The sequence below is a fragment of the Paenibacillus sp. XY044 genome (assembly GCF_002257645.1).
Taxonomy (GTDB): domain Bacteria; phylum Bacillota; class Bacilli; order Paenibacillales; family Paenibacillaceae; genus Paenibacillus_AQ.
In genome coordinates, this window is the sequence record NZ_NQMO01000005.1 from 333408 (window position 1) to 348806 (window position 15399).

At 56.1% G+C, this 15399-nt stretch carries 17 protein-coding genes; 3 read left to right on the forward strand and 14 right to left on the reverse strand.

Features of this window, described 5'->3' with window-relative positions; all coding sequences use genetic code 11:
• Nucleotides 1-9: 9 nt before the first annotated feature.
• Together CJP46_RS21325 and CJP46_RS21330 are read right to left on the reverse strand one after the other, a co-directional pair.
• Nucleotides 10-1503: an NAD(P)/FAD-dependent oxidoreductase gene (locus CJP46_RS21325; RefSeq protein WP_306431064.1), complete on the reverse strand. Its 1494-nt coding sequence runs from the start codon at nucleotides 1501-1503 to the stop codon at nucleotides 10-12.
• Nucleotides 1500-2351, reverse strand: coding sequence for a MerR family transcriptional regulator (locus CJP46_RS21330; RefSeq protein WP_094597644.1), 852 nt, complete (start codon nucleotides 2349-2351; stop codon nucleotides 1500-1502). The genes CJP46_RS21325 and CJP46_RS21330 overlap by 4 nt, the downstream gene beginning before the upstream one ends.
• A 216-nt stretch (nucleotides 2352-2567) precedes the next feature.
• Here CJP46_RS21330 and CJP46_RS21335 point away from each other — a divergent pair, with 216 nt between their 5' ends.
• Both CJP46_RS21335 and CJP46_RS21340 read left to right on the forward strand, forming a co-directional pair.
• Nucleotides 2568-3569: a phosphotransferase gene (locus tag CJP46_RS21335; RefSeq protein ID WP_179281258.1), complete on the forward strand. Its 1002-nt coding sequence runs from the start codon at nucleotides 2568-2570 to the stop codon at nucleotides 3567-3569.
• A 15-nt stretch (nucleotides 3570-3584) separates the two neighbouring features.
• A complete protein-coding gene (locus tag CJP46_RS21340; protein WP_256992450.1) occupies nucleotides 3585-4493 on the forward strand; it encodes a phosphotransferase in 909 nt (302 codons plus the stop codon).
• Between the two features lie 16 nt (nucleotides 4494-4509).
• On the opposite strand, the gene CJP46_RS21345 is transcribed toward CJP46_RS21340, so the two are convergent.
• Nucleotides 4510-4830 carry an MGMT family protein gene (locus CJP46_RS21345; protein WP_094597646.1) on the reverse strand — a complete coding sequence of 107 codons (321 nt, stop codon included), beginning with the start codon at nucleotides 4828-4830 and terminating at the stop codon, nucleotides 4510-4512.
• A complete protein-coding gene (locus tag CJP46_RS21350) occupies nucleotides 4827-5738 on the reverse strand; it encodes a LysR family transcriptional regulator (protein WP_094597647.1) in 912 nt (303 codons plus the stop codon). Before CJP46_RS21350 ends, CJP46_RS21345 begins: the two co-directional genes overlap by 4 nt.
• Before the next feature lie 167 nt (nucleotides 5739-5905).
• Between CJP46_RS21350 and CJP46_RS21355 the strand changes: the two genes are divergently transcribed.
• A complete protein-coding gene (locus CJP46_RS21355; protein ID WP_094597648.1) occupies nucleotides 5906-6955 on the forward strand; it encodes a 2,3-butanediol dehydrogenase in 1050 nt (349 codons plus the stop codon).
• A 102-nt stretch (nucleotides 6956-7057) separates the two neighbouring features.
• On the opposite strand, the gene CJP46_RS21360 is transcribed toward CJP46_RS21355, so the two are convergent.
• The 10 genes from CJP46_RS21360 to CJP46_RS21400 all read right to left on the reverse strand — a co-directional run bounded on the left by CJP46_RS21360 (nucleotide 7058) and on the right by CJP46_RS21400 (nucleotide 15396).
• The gene (locus CJP46_RS21360; RefSeq protein ID WP_094597649.1) at nucleotides 7058-7918 is read right to left on the reverse strand and encodes an AraC family transcriptional regulator; all 861 of its coding nucleotides are present in this window, start codon (nucleotides 7916-7918) and stop codon (nucleotides 7058-7060) included.
• A gap of 253 nt (nucleotides 7919-8171) precedes the next feature.
• Nucleotides 8172-8540, reverse strand: a complete 369-nt coding sequence (locus CJP46_RS21365; RefSeq protein ID WP_094597650.1) for a YuzC family spore coat inner layer protein — start codon at nucleotides 8538-8540, stop codon at nucleotides 8172-8174.
• A 70-nt stretch (nucleotides 8541-8610) separates the two neighbouring features.
• Nucleotides 8611-9906 carry a glycosyltransferase family 2 protein gene (locus CJP46_RS21370; RefSeq protein WP_094597651.1) on the reverse strand — a complete coding sequence of 432 codons (1296 nt, stop codon included), beginning with the start codon at nucleotides 9904-9906 and terminating at the stop codon, nucleotides 8611-8613.
• Nucleotides 9899-10042 (reverse strand): hypothetical protein, encoded by a 144-nt coding sequence (locus tag CJP46_RS36615; RefSeq protein WP_179281259.1) that lies wholly within the window; start codon nucleotides 10040-10042, stop codon nucleotides 9899-9901. The genes CJP46_RS21370 and CJP46_RS36615 overlap by 8 nt, the downstream gene beginning before the upstream one ends.
• Nucleotides 10043-10063: 21 nt before the next feature.
• A complete protein-coding gene (locus tag CJP46_RS21375; RefSeq protein WP_094597652.1) occupies nucleotides 10064-10939 on the reverse strand; it encodes a diguanylate cyclase domain-containing protein in 876 nt (291 codons plus the stop codon).
• 193 nt (nucleotides 10940-11132) lie between these two features.
• Nucleotides 11133-11495, reverse strand: coding sequence for a winged helix-turn-helix transcriptional regulator (locus CJP46_RS21380; RefSeq protein ID WP_094597653.1), 363 nt, complete (start codon nucleotides 11493-11495; stop codon nucleotides 11133-11135).
• A gap of 132 nt (nucleotides 11496-11627) precedes the next feature.
• Nucleotides 11628-12194 (reverse strand): 6-phospho-3-hexuloisomerase, encoded by a 567-nt coding sequence (gene hxlB, locus CJP46_RS21385; protein ID WP_094597654.1) that lies wholly within the window; start codon nucleotides 12192-12194, stop codon nucleotides 11628-11630.
• 1 nt (nucleotide 12195) lies between these two features.
• On the reverse strand, nucleotides 12196-12828 hold the full coding sequence (gene hxlA, locus CJP46_RS21390; protein ID WP_094597655.1) for a 3-hexulose-6-phosphate synthase: 633 nt from the start codon (nucleotides 12826-12828) through the stop codon (nucleotides 12196-12198).
• Between the two features lie 205 nt (nucleotides 12829-13033).
• On the reverse strand, nucleotides 13034-14308 hold the full coding sequence (locus tag CJP46_RS21395; protein WP_094597656.1) for a DUF4129 domain-containing protein: 1275 nt from the start codon (nucleotides 14306-14308) through the stop codon (nucleotides 13034-13036).
• Entirely contained in the window at nucleotides 14305-15396 is a 1092-nt protein-coding gene (locus CJP46_RS21400) for a DUF58 domain-containing protein (RefSeq protein ID WP_256992451.1), read from the reverse strand. Before CJP46_RS21400 ends, CJP46_RS21395 begins: the two co-directional genes overlap by 4 nt.
• Nucleotides 15397-15399: the final 3 nt, after the last annotated feature.

Here is a 15399-nt window from a genome sequence, read left to right on the forward strand (position 1 = left end):
TAGCAGTGCTCACTTGAGCAGACTCGCATGATCCCAGGTGAATTTCCGAATATTCCAGCCGAGTCTCCCTTGTATGATCATATCGAGTCCCCACTGCCGGGTCCAGACCATTCCTTTGTCCGGACCGAGGCCGAAGCAGAAGACATCCATGTACCCTTTATGGACAGGTGCAGTTCGGCCTTCCGCATCCGCCGCCACGACTTGCCCGAGCCTGGTCGCCTGAGCGCCCGCCTCCTTGCAGGTCATTCCGTCCGCCTTGCCCGTTTCCGGATCGATGATCTGCGCGCAATCCCCAATGCTGTATACGCCGGGCTTCCCTTCCACCCGATAGCTCGCATCAACGACGATCTTTCCTTCGGCAGTGACCGGAAAACCCATGCTCTGAAGGCGTGGATTCGGTACGATGCCGAGCGTCCATATGCACAGCCCTGCCGAAATTTCGCTCCCGTCGGAAAGGGCAATCACCCCGTCCCGTTCCCGGATGACCTTGCGTCCGTGCAGCGTGGTGACCCCTTCGTCGGCAAGCAGACCCTCCAGTTTACGGGACACCTTCGCCGGACCCTGCGCAAACAGCCGCTCCTCTGCATTGACCAGGTACACCCGGATGTCCGCGGGATTGAGACCCAAGCCCTCGGCATCCGCCCGGATGGCATGAGCCAGTTCGGCCGAGGTTTCAATGCCGCTGATGCCCCCTCCGGCCACGGCAAATGCCAGCAGCTTGGCGCGTTCCTCCGCACCGGCGCCGGCCGCCTCGCGTAGATTATGCTTCCACATCCGGCGGATCTGTTCAGCCGCTTCAGGCGAGGTCAGCGCGATGCCGCCCTGATCCGGCTGCGGATGCCGGACCATGCTTCCTGCCGCCATCACGAGAATATCATACCCAAGCAGCACTTCCCCGCCTTCGCTGCGGTTGTAGGCCAGCCGCCGCGCTTCGAAGTCTACGCGCGTGACCTCCCCCTGAACGATGTCCACCCCTTCCCCTTCGGGGAACAAGCGTCTCAAGGGGACGGCAATATCCTCCTGCAGAGCCGCCGGTTTGAACAGCAGTACCTTGCGAAGGTGATAGGGGTCCTTGTTGATCAGAATGAGTTTGAGCTCCCGACCAACCCCTTTAAGCGATTTTTGCAAAGCCTTGACCGCATTGATTCCGGCATAGCCGCCGCCGACCACGACACATGTTAATTTTTCCATAACGTCCACTCCCCGCTTTGGTTTTGCATATATCACGAGAAAGGGGAAGCATTTGTGACACCGGAAGGAGAAAAAGATTAAAAAAGGCGGCAAAATCAAAAAAGGACCTCCCGCCTTCGGGAGGTCCACGACGACCCCGAGCGCATAGGCTGTGACGAGCCAGCCCGCTGTCTGAACGGTGACGTGATACTGCCGCCCGATGTCCGGCAGCAGCCCCATTGGCAGAAGCTCTGAGGTACTGATCACAAAAATGCCCACGGCCAGCAGGAGGACTTGCAGGGTGCCGGACCGCATCCATCCGCTATCCCTCAACCCTGCACCTCCTCTGCCCCGGGTGCCCCGCCAGGTCTGCCCACGATCGGCATCTGCAGCTCGGACAGCACCGGGCTGGCCGGCTGCTCCGGCAGTTCCCAGTAGACCTCCCGGCTCGGCTCCTGCTCCGAGATGCCGTATCCCTGCTCCTCGAGCCAACCGGCCAGCTTGGCCGTGACATCATAGGAACCCGCGAGGCCTGCGGAATGGGCGATACAGGCGAGCTTGGCGCCTTTCAGCTCCCTAACCCGTACCCGGCCCTGATCCGGGAGGGGTCCCGCAACCGGAACGCCTACCTCAAGGTCCACGGCGTCCTCGCATTCGGCACAGCTGTGCCACAGAACGATCACCCGCTGATTCAGAGCGCCCTTGTACAGCGTTTTGACGGCCTGCAGCAGCTCCCGGATCAGCCCCGGAACCTTCGATTTGGAGGTGACTTCCCGAATGGAGGCGATCCATTCAGGGCCGGCTTCCCTCACGACGACGTCCAGGGGCGGCTCTCCAGCCTCACTCCGGTCTAGCTCATCCAGCCTGGCACCGATCCGGTTCAGGCGGGCCTGTTCCTCCCTCAGCATCTCGGTAATTTCGGCCGATTTATGAAGGAGCATCGCCCGCATCTGTTCCGTGCCCAAGGCTCCGTCCAGCAGCGGAATCATCTGCTCCAAGGTGAACCCCAAGTCTTTAAAAACAAGGATCCGGTGAACCCGCTTCAGCTGATCCGCCGTATAGAAGCGGTAACCTGTATCCGGATCGGTAAAAGACGGTTTCAGCAGCCCGATCTGGTCATAATAGCGAAGCGCTTTGGCCGATACCTGGCTTATTTTTGAAAATTCCGTAATTTTGAACATTTCCCAGCCTCCTCTCCGCTCCAGTATAAAGCTTTCCCTTAAGTGGAAAGTCAACCCCTGGAACAGCGCCCACCCTAATAGGAATCCATAAGCTTTTGCGAAATCCAAGGCGAGAATCCATACCTTTCACGACAGAAAGAATACGATAAAAACATCAACTGTCATCACACCATGCGCTGTCGTCTAAGTTACATTCTAATGGAGGGAGACCCCACCATGGCACATCTTCTTAGTCAAAAGGAAATCCGCAGCATTTCTCGGCGCTTCCGCCTGCAAGCCCTTCGCTCCATGCCTGTCTCTACGCTTTACCAAAAAAATGCCGTGATCCAAATACAGACGAACCTCGGTACGTTTGCATTAAAGCCGTATAAGCGGAACCCCCATCTTCGCTCAGGTCTGGCGGCCCAAATGAAAACAGCCGCAAAGTATGTCCGCCTGTTAATGAACAACGCGTATGGCTTTATGCCGGACTGGCTTCCTGCCGACTCAGGAAAGCTGTGGATCATGCGCCAAGGGAAACCTTTTTACATGACGGAGTGGATTCATGGGCCGCCTTTGGGGGCGGAGCAAGATTATGAGCAGCTGGGCCATGCCCTGGCAAAGCTTCACACCCTCCGCTGCGGGCTTCCGCACTCACCTCAATCTGCTACCCTGGAGCAAGTTCGGCTGTGGAAAGTCAAGGATCATCTTCTCCGGAAAAACATGGTTCAGGCTTCTTCCGTAAGTCCGACGCTCCGAAGGGCCATCAAGAAATACGGCGCGGCTTGGAAACGCCTCTCCGATGAGGCATGGTCCGAGATCCGCCATCCGGATATTTCCCGGATTTGCGCCCAGGAAAAGACGAATCCCGCCCTTATTCACGGCGATATCACGCCACCGAATGTCATTATCGCAAATGACGGGCGTCTTCATATTATAGACTGGGATTTTATCAGAGTCGGTTCCACCTATGCGGATACGGCCAAGACAATTATGAATACGACCGGGTTTAACACCACATTCATGGAGGCTTTTTTAAGAGGATACGAAGGTATCCGGCCCTTAAGCCCACCTGAGCGAAGATTGATCAAGGCATTATACGGTTTGCCGAGGGAAGCCTGGTATGCCGTCCGGTTCCCCCGGAGCAAAAGAAGCGCTGAAATGCTGAAGACGATAGACCAGACTTGGACGCTCAGGCGTCAAGCGATGGAATACATGAGCAGGTGGGCAAATCCATAACAAGAGGTGATTGTTGTGACGGACTTGAGGACCGGCATTGAAGAAACCTATGGAATGAGAATCCGCGAAATCAGGCGGGTGAAGGACGTATTCCGGATTCGGACCCCTCTGGGTACTTACTGCTTAAAGGGCTACGATGTTCAGGCGGAAGAAGTCTTTTATATAGCCCGGATCTTTGCCTGGCTGGATGAACGGGGATTTACCCGCAGTCCAAAAGTGCATCCTACCACCGCGCATTCACCGGTCATGACCCATCGCGGCACGGTGTACATGCTGACGAATTGGGTGCACGGAAGGCAGCCGGATTTTGGGAAGGCAACGGACTTAAGGAAAGGGCTTCGCGCGCTCGCCAGGTTTCACGCTGCCGCCGAAGGCTTTCCCGCAGGGGAAGCCCCTGCCTCTAGAACCCGATATTTCGATTTGGACAACGATGTCTCGGAATATAAGGACCTGCTCGGAAGCTACGATAACACAGGCTACTTCGTCCCTCTTTGCGAAGAAGTAATAAGCCGTCTGCGAGAGCCGGCCTTACTTGCGGCAATTACAGCGGAGCAGCAGGCATCCGCTTTTATCCATGGGGATTACAATTATCCCAACTTGATTAAGGACAAACAGGGGAAGCTGCATCTGATTGATTTTGAAAACAGCTCACTGCATGTGCGAATGAAGGATTTATCCCACATCCTCCACCGCAACTTTACCTGGAACGCGAGCGGAATGCTTCGCGCCGTCGAATATTACCAGCGGTACCGGCAGCTCAGCGCCTCGGATCTCTCCCTGCTGCACGCGCTGCTGTCTGCTCCTTATCCCGTTGTCCGAAGCATCAATATCGGCGGAATCCGGTCCGCCGCGCGGGTCATCCCTTCCTCAGCCCAATTCATGCAGTATCGAAAAGACCTGGGCGCATTGCTCGCTTCTTCCTGAATTCTCCGGCCGCACCTCAATCGGCCACAGAAGCCGGATGATAGCGATATGCCTCCAAGTCAACCCGTCCCTCGGCGTCGACCTCTACCCCCTCGCCGTTAAGATACAGAATTTGCAGCATGCGCGATTCCTCCTCCGCAATGGCGATCTCGCCTTTTGCATTCACAACCCGATGCCAAGGAAGACGGTGCTTCCTGCTCAGCGAATGAAGAATGCGCACGACCTGCCTTGCCGCTCTCCGGCTCCCCGCCAACTCGGCGATTTGCCCGTAGGTCATCACGCGGCCCTCCGGTATATTTTGAATAATCTGGATGACGTTCATCGTAAAAGGCTTCATTGGTTTCCCCAACCTCCAAACCGGGATTCATGTTTAAAACGGTCGATAAAATACCGATATGCCGGCCTCTTTCGGCTCTCCGACCAAATCCAGCCAAAGTGAACCCGCTCCTGGACGAAACCTTCGACATCCAGCATGACGAGATTGTCGCGGAGCGGTCCGCCCAGGCTGTAAAAGGAATAATCATGTCCTACCGTAACGGCGAGTCCCTCCTGCAATGCGCTCTGCACGGCTCCGCCGTTGTTGGTCTTGAACAGCACCCGCACCGGTCCGAACTGGCGGGTAAATTCCTTAATGTACGCATCGACGTAGTCGTCCTTATACAGCGCAAACCATTGCCCCCGGACTTCCTCGGGCGTCAGCGATTTGCGGGCGGCGAGCGGAGAAATGCGCGGTACGGCAATCATCAATTTGCCGGTATAGACCGCATCGAACGTAAGCCCCTCCTGATGCAGCATGCTTTCCGGCAGACCTACAAAGCCAAGATCCGCCAGATCATGCCGAATGTCGTTGATGATCTCCTTGGAACCCTTCTCCGATATTTCAAATTGAAGCCCGGGATGCTCGCTGCGCAGCAGGGAGATGACCTTGACCAGCGCGGCCATTTCAGCAGGCATCGTGGCCAGCCGCAGCTCGCCGTTCATGACCTGCGTCCGGTGCTCCGCTTCCAGGCGAATCTCCTGAATCATTTTGGCAGCTTCCGTCATCTTCTTGATGAGACTCTGGCCTTCGGCCGTTGGAAAAGTGCCCAGCCGGGAGCGCTTGAACAGCTTCAGGCCCAGTTCATGCTCCAGGCTCGTGATCGCCTGGCTGACCGCCGATTGGGTAATATGCAAATTCCCCGCTGCCTCGGCAAGCGAGTTCACGCGGGCGACTTCAACCACGTAAGACAGCTGATCGATATTCAAGGCAGCTTATCCCCTTCTTATATAAGTTTAACTTAAGTTAAGGTAACCACAATTAATTTTATTTAAACATAAGCCGGGCGTACAATAAAAGGGTAAGGTTAACTTTTGCCCTGCTTGAGGCAAGGCGAATCCCATCATCCACTTCTTGGACAAGGAGAGATATAGATATGAAAGCAGCCGTTTGGTATGGAACCAACGACGTACGAATCGAAAACATCGAAGAACCCGCCGTGAAGCCGGGACAAGTGAAGGTTAAGGTGGAATGGACAGGCATCTGCGGCAGCGACCTGCATGCTTACCATCACGGTATCGGCGTACAAACCGGAGTGCCGCACCCGATTTCCGGAGAGATGGCACCGCTTACGCTGGGACATGAGTTCACGGGCACGGTCGCCGAGGTCGGCGATGGCGTGACGAACGTCCGCGTGGGCGACCGGGTCACGATCGAGCCGCTGATCTACTGCGGGGAGTGCGAATACTGCCGCCAGGGCCGGTATAACCAGTGCGAGCACTTCGGGTTCGTCGGCTTGAACGCGAACGGCGGCTTTGCCGAATATGCAATCGTTCAGCCGTATATGGTGCATAAGCTGCCCGATCACGTGTCGCTGGAGGAAGGCGCGCTGGTGGAGCCCACCGCCGTTGCCTTTCACGCGGTGCGCAGCAGCCGCATGAAGGTCGGCGACAAGGTGGCCGTGTTCGGCGTCGGACCGATCGGGCTCCTCACCATTCTGTCCGCCAAGGCGGCCGGCGCAGCCCAAATCATCGCGGTGGACGTCTCCGATGAGCGGCTGGCGAAGGCTCAGGAGATCGGTGCGACAGCGATCATTAACGGGGCCCGGCAGAACACCGAGGAAGAAATCATTGCATTGACCGGAACCGGCGTGGATGTGGCCTTTGAAGCCGCAGGTGCGCAGCCGACGTTCACCAATGCCGTGAACACCGTCAAGAAGGGCGGCGAGGTTGTCGTGATCGCTGCGTTCGCCAAACCGGCGAGCATTGATCTGATGCAGCTGATGGTGAAGGAAGCGAGCGTTACCGCCATCCTGGCCTACCGCCACATTTTCCCTGAAATTATTTCCTTAATCGCAAATGGTACGCTGGACGTCAAGCAGGTAATCACCAAGAAAATTGCGCTGGACAACCTCATTGAAGAGGGCTTCGAGCTGTTGATCCAGGACAAAAGCCAGGCGAAAATTTTGACCAAAATCCAGCCGTAAGCCGCGCGTCGGAATTAAATGACGGCTTCCGCCGCTTAAACATCAGTCAAGGCCGCCTCTAAAGAGGCGGCCTTGTTTGGGCTGCAGCGCTTGTATAGATCGTTACTTCACCGGAATCCAAATTTCTGAATACAGGTCCGGACTGGAAGGATCCTCGTCTGTATAAACCTCCAGCTCGGCGGTGCCGGTATATTCGTACCCGCTGGACGGAAACCATTCAGAGAAAATCCGCTTCCAGGCGTTCTGCATCGCATCCGGCATCGGACCGCGCACTTCGAACACTACCCACTTGGAAGCCGGGATGTCCAGCTTCTCCAAGCCTTCCGGCACTTCCTGATCGCATTCGGTCGCGATCCAGTAGTCCATCTCCTTCGGTCTCACCGCCCCTTGATCAAGGCACACGCCGAGCACGCCCTTGATCTGCCCGCTGTTCACGCGGAACAACAAGTCGTTGACCCCGTTCTGGTGAACCTCCTGCCACATCTTCGGAATTCCCTCAAGGTTCTGGCCATTTTCATAGGAAAAGGCCCGTTTGACTCCAACGACCTGAAACGCTTCTCTCTCCACGATTTGATATTTCACCGGTTCGGCTCCTTTCAGACTCACCTGGATGACCAGGCGGTTATAAAATTGCAGCTTCCCGATCCCTTTCCGCGCCTCCGTCGGGGTGACGCCGTGCTGCTTGCGAAATGCCTTCGAGAACGCCTCGGGAGTGTCGTATCCGTACTTGCAGGCAAGGTCGATGATTTTGGTATCCGTCCCCGTCAGCTCCTTCGCCGCAAGAGACAGCCGCCTGCGCCGTAGATAATCGCCGATCGTTATATCCGTCAGCAGCGTAAAGGTCCGCTGAAAATGAAACGGCGACGAGTGCGCCTGCTTCGCGATCTCTTCGATGGTGATGTCCTCATAGAGATGGTCCTCCATATAATCGATAGCCCGCTGCAGCGATTCCACCCATGCCATATTCGCTCACCCCTCGTATGTCATCATAACCCCGGCTTTCGCCAAAGTCCTGTCATTCCGTGCTCTCGCGGAACAGGTTGTCCGTTCCGTAGATTTAAGTATACAACAGGATCAAGGAGGCGCGGCACTCCGTAGGCTGAGGACAGCAGGAATCAAGAAACCCAGGCTTTTGGAAGCCCCGCATCGAACGCCAATAAGCCCAAAACGCAAAGGTTTCGGGCCTGATCATTGAATATGCACACCGTTAAACTTTTTAATCTCCCCATTTCAGGAACATAGCCAGCTTGCAGCATGGGTTGGTCTCAACTAACGGGTCGACGGTAATCCCGATCCCGCTTGGGGAAAACACGGACGAGATTTTCGACGAGCTGCTGATCGACTTCATCAGCCGGTCCACCTCCTGCTTGTTGCCTGCCTGGGCAGCCGTCATCACCTGAACGGCAAAGGAATGGTCCGACAGTCTATTGAGAATCTTGTAGCCTTCCTCCATCAGCGAATAATATCCCTGAATGGACTCGTTGAGGGTATCAGTCTTGATCTGCGGGTATTCACGAATCCATGAATAGTAATAGGGCCGCGGGTAATAATGGGGACACCATCCACCATATGAGGGATAACTCATGGCGTGATCTCCTTTCTGTAAGTACCGGTCGGTCCATTATATGCCGCGGCTGGGCAATGGTGAGAAACGCCTACCCGAAGCGCTTGGTTTTATACCACTTACTCTGTCTTCCCGTTACTTTATCGACGATCATCGACCAGAAGGCCAGCAGCGAAATGACCAGAAACAGCTGGGCATACGTGAAGTAAGACACGCAGGACAGGATGAAGTTTCTGACGTTGCTCTGTCCGATATCAGTGGCCAGCGCCAGGTTGATCTGAAGAACATAAATGTAGTACATCAGGGCCCAGGCGATAACCAGATACACATACAGGTCGCTGCTAAATTGGAACGGGGATAACGTGTCCGGGTAAAAGAACGCCATGATCTGGTACACGATATTGACGATAAAAATGAGATCGGAGACGATAATCGCCACCATGAACCAAAAGTAACTGGCGGCATAATAGAGCACATGCAGCTTGATCCGCCAGCTGCTCCTATTAAACAGATGGTGGAGATTATCGATCACCACCCTGTAATTCCCTTTGGCCCAGCGCTGGCGCTGCTTCATATAGACGCCGAGCCTTTCCGGCTCCTGCTGATAGGCCTCTGCCTGCGGTGCGAGTGCGATCAGCTGGCCGCGGCCCAAAATTTCAAAGGATACCGCCGTGTCCTCCGTAATGGCATGTTCGTCCCATCCGCCGATCTCCTCCATGAGCGAGCGTTTAACGATAAAGTTGGTCCCGGGGATCGTTCCCAAACGAAACAGCTCCCACAGACCGGTATGATGCACCCGCTGGATGGTGACCAGCTCCAGATTGATGAACTGCGACAGCAGGTTCTGCCCGCGGTTGCGCGCTTTGTTGCGCCCAAACACCGCGCCGTAACGCTCAGGCTGCTCCATGGCTTTATGGATCAGAAAGTAAAGGGCGTTGTGCTCTGGCGCGGCATCGGCGTCATAGACGCAGATCCATTCCCCGGTGGCTTCCTTCAGCGCATCGTTCAGAGCTCCCGATTTCCCGCCGGTGCCGGTTCTCTCCAATAGGATCAGGTCCCTGTCTTTATAGCTGGTCTTCGCCTTCAGCGCCTTCAGCTTGTCCGCCGTGCGATCGGTGCAGTTATCGGCGATCACGATGATCTGGACCTTCTCCGGAGGATAATACAGCTGCAGGATATGCTCCACCGTCGATGTAATGACCAACTCTTCATTGTGGGCCGGGACCATCACCGTCACGGTCGGATAATCGTCCATTTGCCCTCTGCGCACCAGAGCCCCCCGGTTCTGCCTGTACACAAACCGGATTGCGCCGGACATGATGACCATCGACTCCAGTACGGCAATCCAGATCGATACAATCGACAGGAGCAGGATGACGTCAGCCACTGAAATTCCCCCGATCGTATTTTTTCTTTACTTTGGCCCGGAACATCAGCGTGGCGATCGTAAGCACCAGCACCGCTGCGGCAAAAAGGATGCTGACGCCAATACATACAGGAATAAACCAATGGGCATACGACATGCGGGTGCCCCTCCTTTCTCCTTACACATACTCACCGATCAGATCGGTTTCCGTATTGCGCTCCAATGCGGCGATGACCGCGTCGATATGTTCATATTTGCCGTACTGCTCCGGCTGGAACACGAGCGCCCCTGCGCGGACGACGAGCTTCAGCGGACTCCCGCTTCGATCCACAGATTCAACATTCATCATGGCCTGCTTGATCCGGGCGGTAAGCTGATGCAAATGCTCCTGATCCGTCATCGGGCACAAGACTACAAAGCGCCCTTGGTCGATAAAAAATTTATAATCCTCATAACGGATCTGCTTCTGAATCGTGAACGATAACTCGATCAGCAGCCGGGCGTAACGTCTGGAACCAAGCGACTCTTTGACAAGGGGCAAAAATTCGATTTTGAACATCGCCATGCAAAAGTCGTACCGGTGTGGATAACGTTTGGCGAGATTGGAGTGTTTGATGACGGCATCTTCCAGGGAAAGCTTGTTCCCAAGGGAAGTATCGAGGTCCAGCTGCGGGCTCATGTCCTTCAGATCCTCCAGCCGCTCAATCAACCGCCTGTTACGGATCAGGCCGGTATGAATCACGGAGGCCAGGATCATGTTGGCGGGAACGAGCAGCAGCCATGAGAAGGATAAGATATCCACATGTGCATAAGTGTTCAGCCATACAAAATAACTCACAAGATAGAAGAAGACGGCCACTGCCGTAACGCCGGCCGGCATAAAGAAACCGATCAGCAGCGCAGCCAGTGTCCCCAGGCTGAACAGCAGCTCCTGGGTGGTATAGGTCTGGTCTGCATATACCTTGATAAAAATGAGCAGCTCCTGAATCATAATGACAAACACAAGGATGAGATAGCCTGCTTCAATGCGTCGTGTCGGCGTTTGGTCTTTCATCATCACCCTTCCTTTGCAGCCCCTAAAATTGGAATCAATTTCTAATTATTACCCCATTTGCAGGCGATGTCACAAAAATAACCCCGCAAAGTGGGGCTCAGCGCTCTGATGCCTTGGTCTCTGCGGGGGATTGATGCCATTCATATTTTTTTAAGGTGGAAAAACTCGTTCCGATGAAGAGAATGAAGCCCTGTTATTTGTCGTCATTCCAAATGACACGGTCCCCATAATGGCTGCCCCAGTCGTACATCATCCGCAGCACCGGCATCAAGGAGCGGCCGTATTCCGTCAGCGAGTATTCCACCCGGGGAGGGACTTCCGGATATACCTTTCGCGAAATCAGCTGATCGTCTTCAAGCTCCCGAAGCTGGTTGGTCAGCATTTTTTGGGTCACATTGGGGATCAGCTTCTTCAGCTCGCCAAACCGCTTCGTCCCCTCAAGCCCCAGATGCCATAATATAATTAACTTCCATTTGCCGCTGATCACGGCAAGGGTCAGTTCCTTCGCGCAATTGATTTCCTTTAAATTAATACGGTCTTTGATTTCCGTTGCCACGCTGCCACCTCCTTCTTATAGCATACTACACGATTCGCTTTTTCGCTTTATGCAAAAAAGAACCATCCCTCGGTCTGCGACCTCCGGGATGGCTCCTGTTCGGATTGCTTGATTTCTATTCCAGGTAAAGCTTTACTCCAGGTTGGCGTGCCTGCCGAACATCTGGGAGGAATTTTGGCCCCGCTGCTCCATCAACCGGAGAATGACGGCATCGTACAAAATGATCAGCGTTTGCTCAAATAGCGATCCCATCGGCTGAATGGTCGCCTTTTCTCCGCTGCCCGCCGTCTGCTGATCCTTGGGCGTACCCGGGAGACGGACCGCGAGATCGGACAACCTGCCCAGCGTGGAGTCCGGGTGAATGGTTACACTTACGACCGCTGCACCGATATCCTTGGCTTTTCTGGCCATCGTAACCAAACTTTGCGTTTCGCCTGACCCTGACCCGATCACAAGCAGGTCTTCCGGGCCGATTCCCGGCGTCACCGTCTCGCCTACCACATAAGCGTTGATCCCAAGATGCATCAGACGCATGGCCAGCGCCCGGCCCATCAGGCCCGACCTCCCGGCTCCCGCCACAAATACGTTTCCGGCTCCGAGAATCATGTCGGCCAGCTGGTCCGCCTCTTCATCCGAGATGCGGGTAACCGATCGCTGCAGCTCCTTCGTAATTTCGAAGGCATAATCGGCTGTGTTCATCTTAGACCTGACTCACTAGCTGCTTCATCTGCGATGCCGCAGCCCGCTTGTCTTCCTCACCGGTAATTCCTCCGCCCACAATGACCAGATCCGGGCCAGCCGCAATGACCTGAGGCAGCGTTCCCAGCTTGATCCCGCCGGCAATGGCCGTTTTGGCGCGGGTCACCACGCGTTTGATCGTCAGCAGGTCTTCAAAGGAGCTGATGCCTGCCGCCTGATGGTCATACCCTGAATGCACGCAAATATAATCCACGCCCATTTGGTCGATTTCCCGGGCACGCTGTTCAATATCCTTCACATTGATCATATCGACCATGACTTTTGTGTTTTGCTTCCGGGCCTCTTCCACGGCACCCCGGATGGTGGAATCATCGGACACGCCGAGAACCGTAATAATGCTCGCTCCGGCTTCGGATGCCTTCATGACTTCGTAGCCGCCGGCGTCCATGATTTTCAGATCAGCCAGTACGCGCAGGGAGGGGAAGGCCTCTTTCAGTTCTTTCACCGCCCGAAGCCCCTCATTGATGACAATCGGGGTTCCGATTTCCACGATGTCTATATATTCAGCAACCTCGTTTACGATTTCCTTGGCTCCGGGAATGTCGACAAGATCAAGTGCCAATTGAAGTTCCATAGTGTGATGTCTCCTTTATGATCAATTTAGTTCGTGAACCACAACCCCATTGTAGTTCCTCTATTTCTCTTGCGTAAGTAGGCACTTTATCGTAATGAAGTTACCTCGGCGTAACTATTGGAAGCCTTATGAAGCCAAAAAAGGCCCCCGTTAGGGGACCTTCCCAATCAAAATGGACTGCAGCATGCTGGCGGAGCAGAGCTTTTTACTGATCCCTTTTCCCGCCGTACCGAACGGCATTATACCGATCGATGAGCGTATGGACCGCTTCCGGCGTCAGGCCAGTGAGGCCCTCGCCCCCCGAAAGTTCGGCGCCGTTCTCTGCAGGAGTACGGCTCGCCCGGAACGCGAATCCTTTCTTGACCGCACGGCGGATCAGGCTCTCGTAAGCCTGACGCGGATCGCTGCCGCTGATGTCTTGTTCCTTGCGGAAGCGGCGGAATCGGCGGGGTTTGGCGGAGACGCGGTCGATTCTCTCGACCTCATCCACGAAGTCCGCCGTCTCTTCGGAAATCCGCCGGATCTGGCGCAGCAATCCGAGCCGGTAAGCAAGGTGCCGTACCCAGTTCCGGATGCGTTCCGGAAGCCAGCGCCGGAACAGCTTATACAGCAGCATCCCCAGCAAAATGAGAGCGATCAGACAAAGAATGCCCAAGATGACATACCCTGTGATTTTCAGCCACATCGGGTGCTGCACCGGACCTTGATCCAATCCGGCCAGATCAGGCGTCATGGGCTCGGCCGGTGCTTGCGGAGGCTGTTCCGCAGGCTGACCGTCTCCCCCTAATCCTTGAAGCAGGGACCGGATGCCGTCCCTCAGGAGCAGGAAGATCGCCCCAAGGCCCTTCCATCCGCTGAGCAGGGCGATGAGGACAATTACGATCCACGTCATCGAGCGGTTTGCCGTTAGAATCCGGCCGAACAGCTGGCGGTCGGCCTGCTCGGCATGCGAGGCGTCCCGTACCCGCTCGCCGTTCATGCGCAGCAGCAGGGCAAACAGCGTGATCATGGCCATCACGTACATTGACGTGCGGTGCGGATGAAGGGCGCTGACCTGGCCGGCCGTAATATACAGCACAAGCGAGGCGCCAAGGCCGATCAGCGGCAGCCGCTGGACCGCCGTCTTCCACCACTGCTTGCGGCCGGCGATCAGCCCGCGGATGGCGGCTGCAAGCAGAGCCAAAGCCGCTACCGCCGCGGCGAGCCGCAGGCCGAAGACGGCCAGGGGCAGCAGCACTGCGGCCGCCAGCAGGATCGGCGTCCCCAGGCGGCCGCCTCCGCGGCGGGACTGCTCCCTGCCGGCCAACACGCCTGCCGCGTGTACGGCTCCCGCGAGCAGCCAGATGAGCAGCGGATGGAGCGGCAGCGCATATACCGCGAGCAGCACGGCTACAGGGTACAGCGAAGCAGACTCGAGCAGCGAGAAATACAGCGCATCCACGACTCCCCGGTAACGGGCTTGCACTTGCTGACGCATCATACCGCCGCCTCCCTCGCATCCGTCCATTCCGCGACCGATACGCGGTGGCCTTTACTCTCGAGTCCGCGGATGCTTTCGCGGACCGCTTCAGACAGATGTGCCGTAATGAGCAAATAATCGACCGTCTCTTCCTGCTCCCGCTCCGCTTCCAAGCGCAGCAATTCGTGGAACGACATCCGCGTCTTCATATCCACGCCAGCCATCGCCTCCAGCACGTTCTCTAAATGGGCCGTGCCGTAATCCGGGTCGAGCCGGAGCATGGCCTGGCTCTCCGGGTTGACCGAAGCATTATGGGTGAAGCCGGCGGCCATGCCCTGGTGGATCAGCGAGGCGGTACAGGTGGCCGCATAGGACAGCGCATCCTCGACCGTCTCCGGCCGGGTCACCACGTTCCACATTTGCTCGGACACTTCGATGTTCAGGCAAATCATGACCCGTGGATCGGCGGTATAACCGTGCTTGTGCACCTGAAGCTCCCCCGTTCTGGCGGTAGCTTTCCAGTGGATCCGGTTCATCGGATCTCCCGCAGCGTATTCCCGGATTCCGGTAATGAGGAACGGGTCCTCTACGACCCAGCGCCGTACGGCGAGCTCCCCCTGCCATGTTTTCCAGGAAGACGGCAGCTGGTCATCACCCAGCAGCTCCGGGTAGACGACGAGCCGTTTGCTGAGCGAAATTTGCCGTGACGGGGTGTAGACGGCGAACAGGTCCCCGCCGGTCATCGTGGCCGAATCCATCCGGTAGATCCCCCGGCGGGTGCACTGGATTTGATGCGTCCGGGTAATCCGGGTTCGGGGACGAAGCATGAACAAGCTCGTATGATTCTGATAAATGTTCCCCTCGCTGATGGAGGTTTCCCGGCTGCGCTTGAACATCAGGGACGAGGGAAGCATCGCTTCCAGGCGCAGCCAGGGCACCGGAAACATTTTGCCGTTTTCGATCACTTCGACCATTTCGATCCGGTCCCCCACGTAACAAGTTTCCGTGCTGAAATGGCGCTCGTACGTCAGTTTCCGCAGCGATCCTCTGCCCAGGAACAGGCCCTGCAGCACCAATACGCCGCCGCAGGCCAGAAGCAGCCACAGCATCGC

What these genes read in the sequence shown, in the direction of transcription:
- CJP46_RS21400 (WP_256992451.1), bottom strand. Translation starts at nt 15,396, where the DNA reads ATGCTGTGGCTGCTTCTGGCCTGCGGCGGCGTATTGGTGCTGCAGGGC.
- CJP46_RS36615 (WP_179281259.1), bottom strand. Translation starts at nt 10,042, where the DNA reads ATGTCGTATGCCCATTGGTTTATTCCTGTATGTATTGGCGTCAGCATC.
- CJP46_RS21330 (WP_094597644.1), bottom strand. Translation starts at nt 2,351, where the DNA reads ATGTTCAAAATTACGGAATTTTCAAAAATAAGCCAGGTATCGGCCAAA.
- CJP46_RS21360 (WP_094597649.1), bottom strand. Translation starts at nt 7,918, where the DNA reads ATGGCATGGGTGGAATCGCTGCAGCGGGCTATCGATTATATGGAGGAC.
- CJP46_RS21395 (WP_094597656.1), bottom strand. Translation starts at nt 14,308, where the DNA reads ATGATGCGTCAGCAAGTGCAAGCCCGTTACCGGGGAGTCGTGGATGCG.
- CJP46_RS21375 (WP_094597652.1), bottom strand. Translation starts at nt 10,939, where the DNA reads ATGAAAGACCAAACGCCGACACGACGCATTGAAGCAGGCTATCTCATC.
- hxlA (WP_094597655.1), bottom strand. Translation starts at nt 12,828, where the DNA reads ATGGAACTTCAATTGGCACTTGATCTTGTCGACATTCCCGGAGCCAAG.
- CJP46_RS21355 (WP_094597648.1), top strand. Translation starts at nt 5,906, where the DNA reads ATGAAAGCAGCCGTTTGGTATGGAACCAACGACGTACGAATCGAAAAC.
- hxlB (WP_094597654.1), bottom strand. Translation starts at nt 12,194, where the DNA reads ATGAACACAGCCGATTATGCCTTCGAAATTACGAAGGAGCTGCAGCGA.
- CJP46_RS21365 (WP_094597650.1), bottom strand. Translation starts at nt 8,540, where the DNA reads ATGAGTTATCCCTCATATGGTGGATGGTGTCCCCATTATTACCCGCGG.
- CJP46_RS21335 (WP_179281258.1), top strand. Translation starts at nt 2,568, where the DNA reads ATGGCACATCTTCTTAGTCAAAAGGAAATCCGCAGCATTTCTCGGCGC.
- CJP46_RS21345 (WP_094597646.1), bottom strand. Translation starts at nt 4,830, where the DNA reads ATGAAGCCTTTTACGATGAACGTCATCCAGATTATTCAAAATATACCG.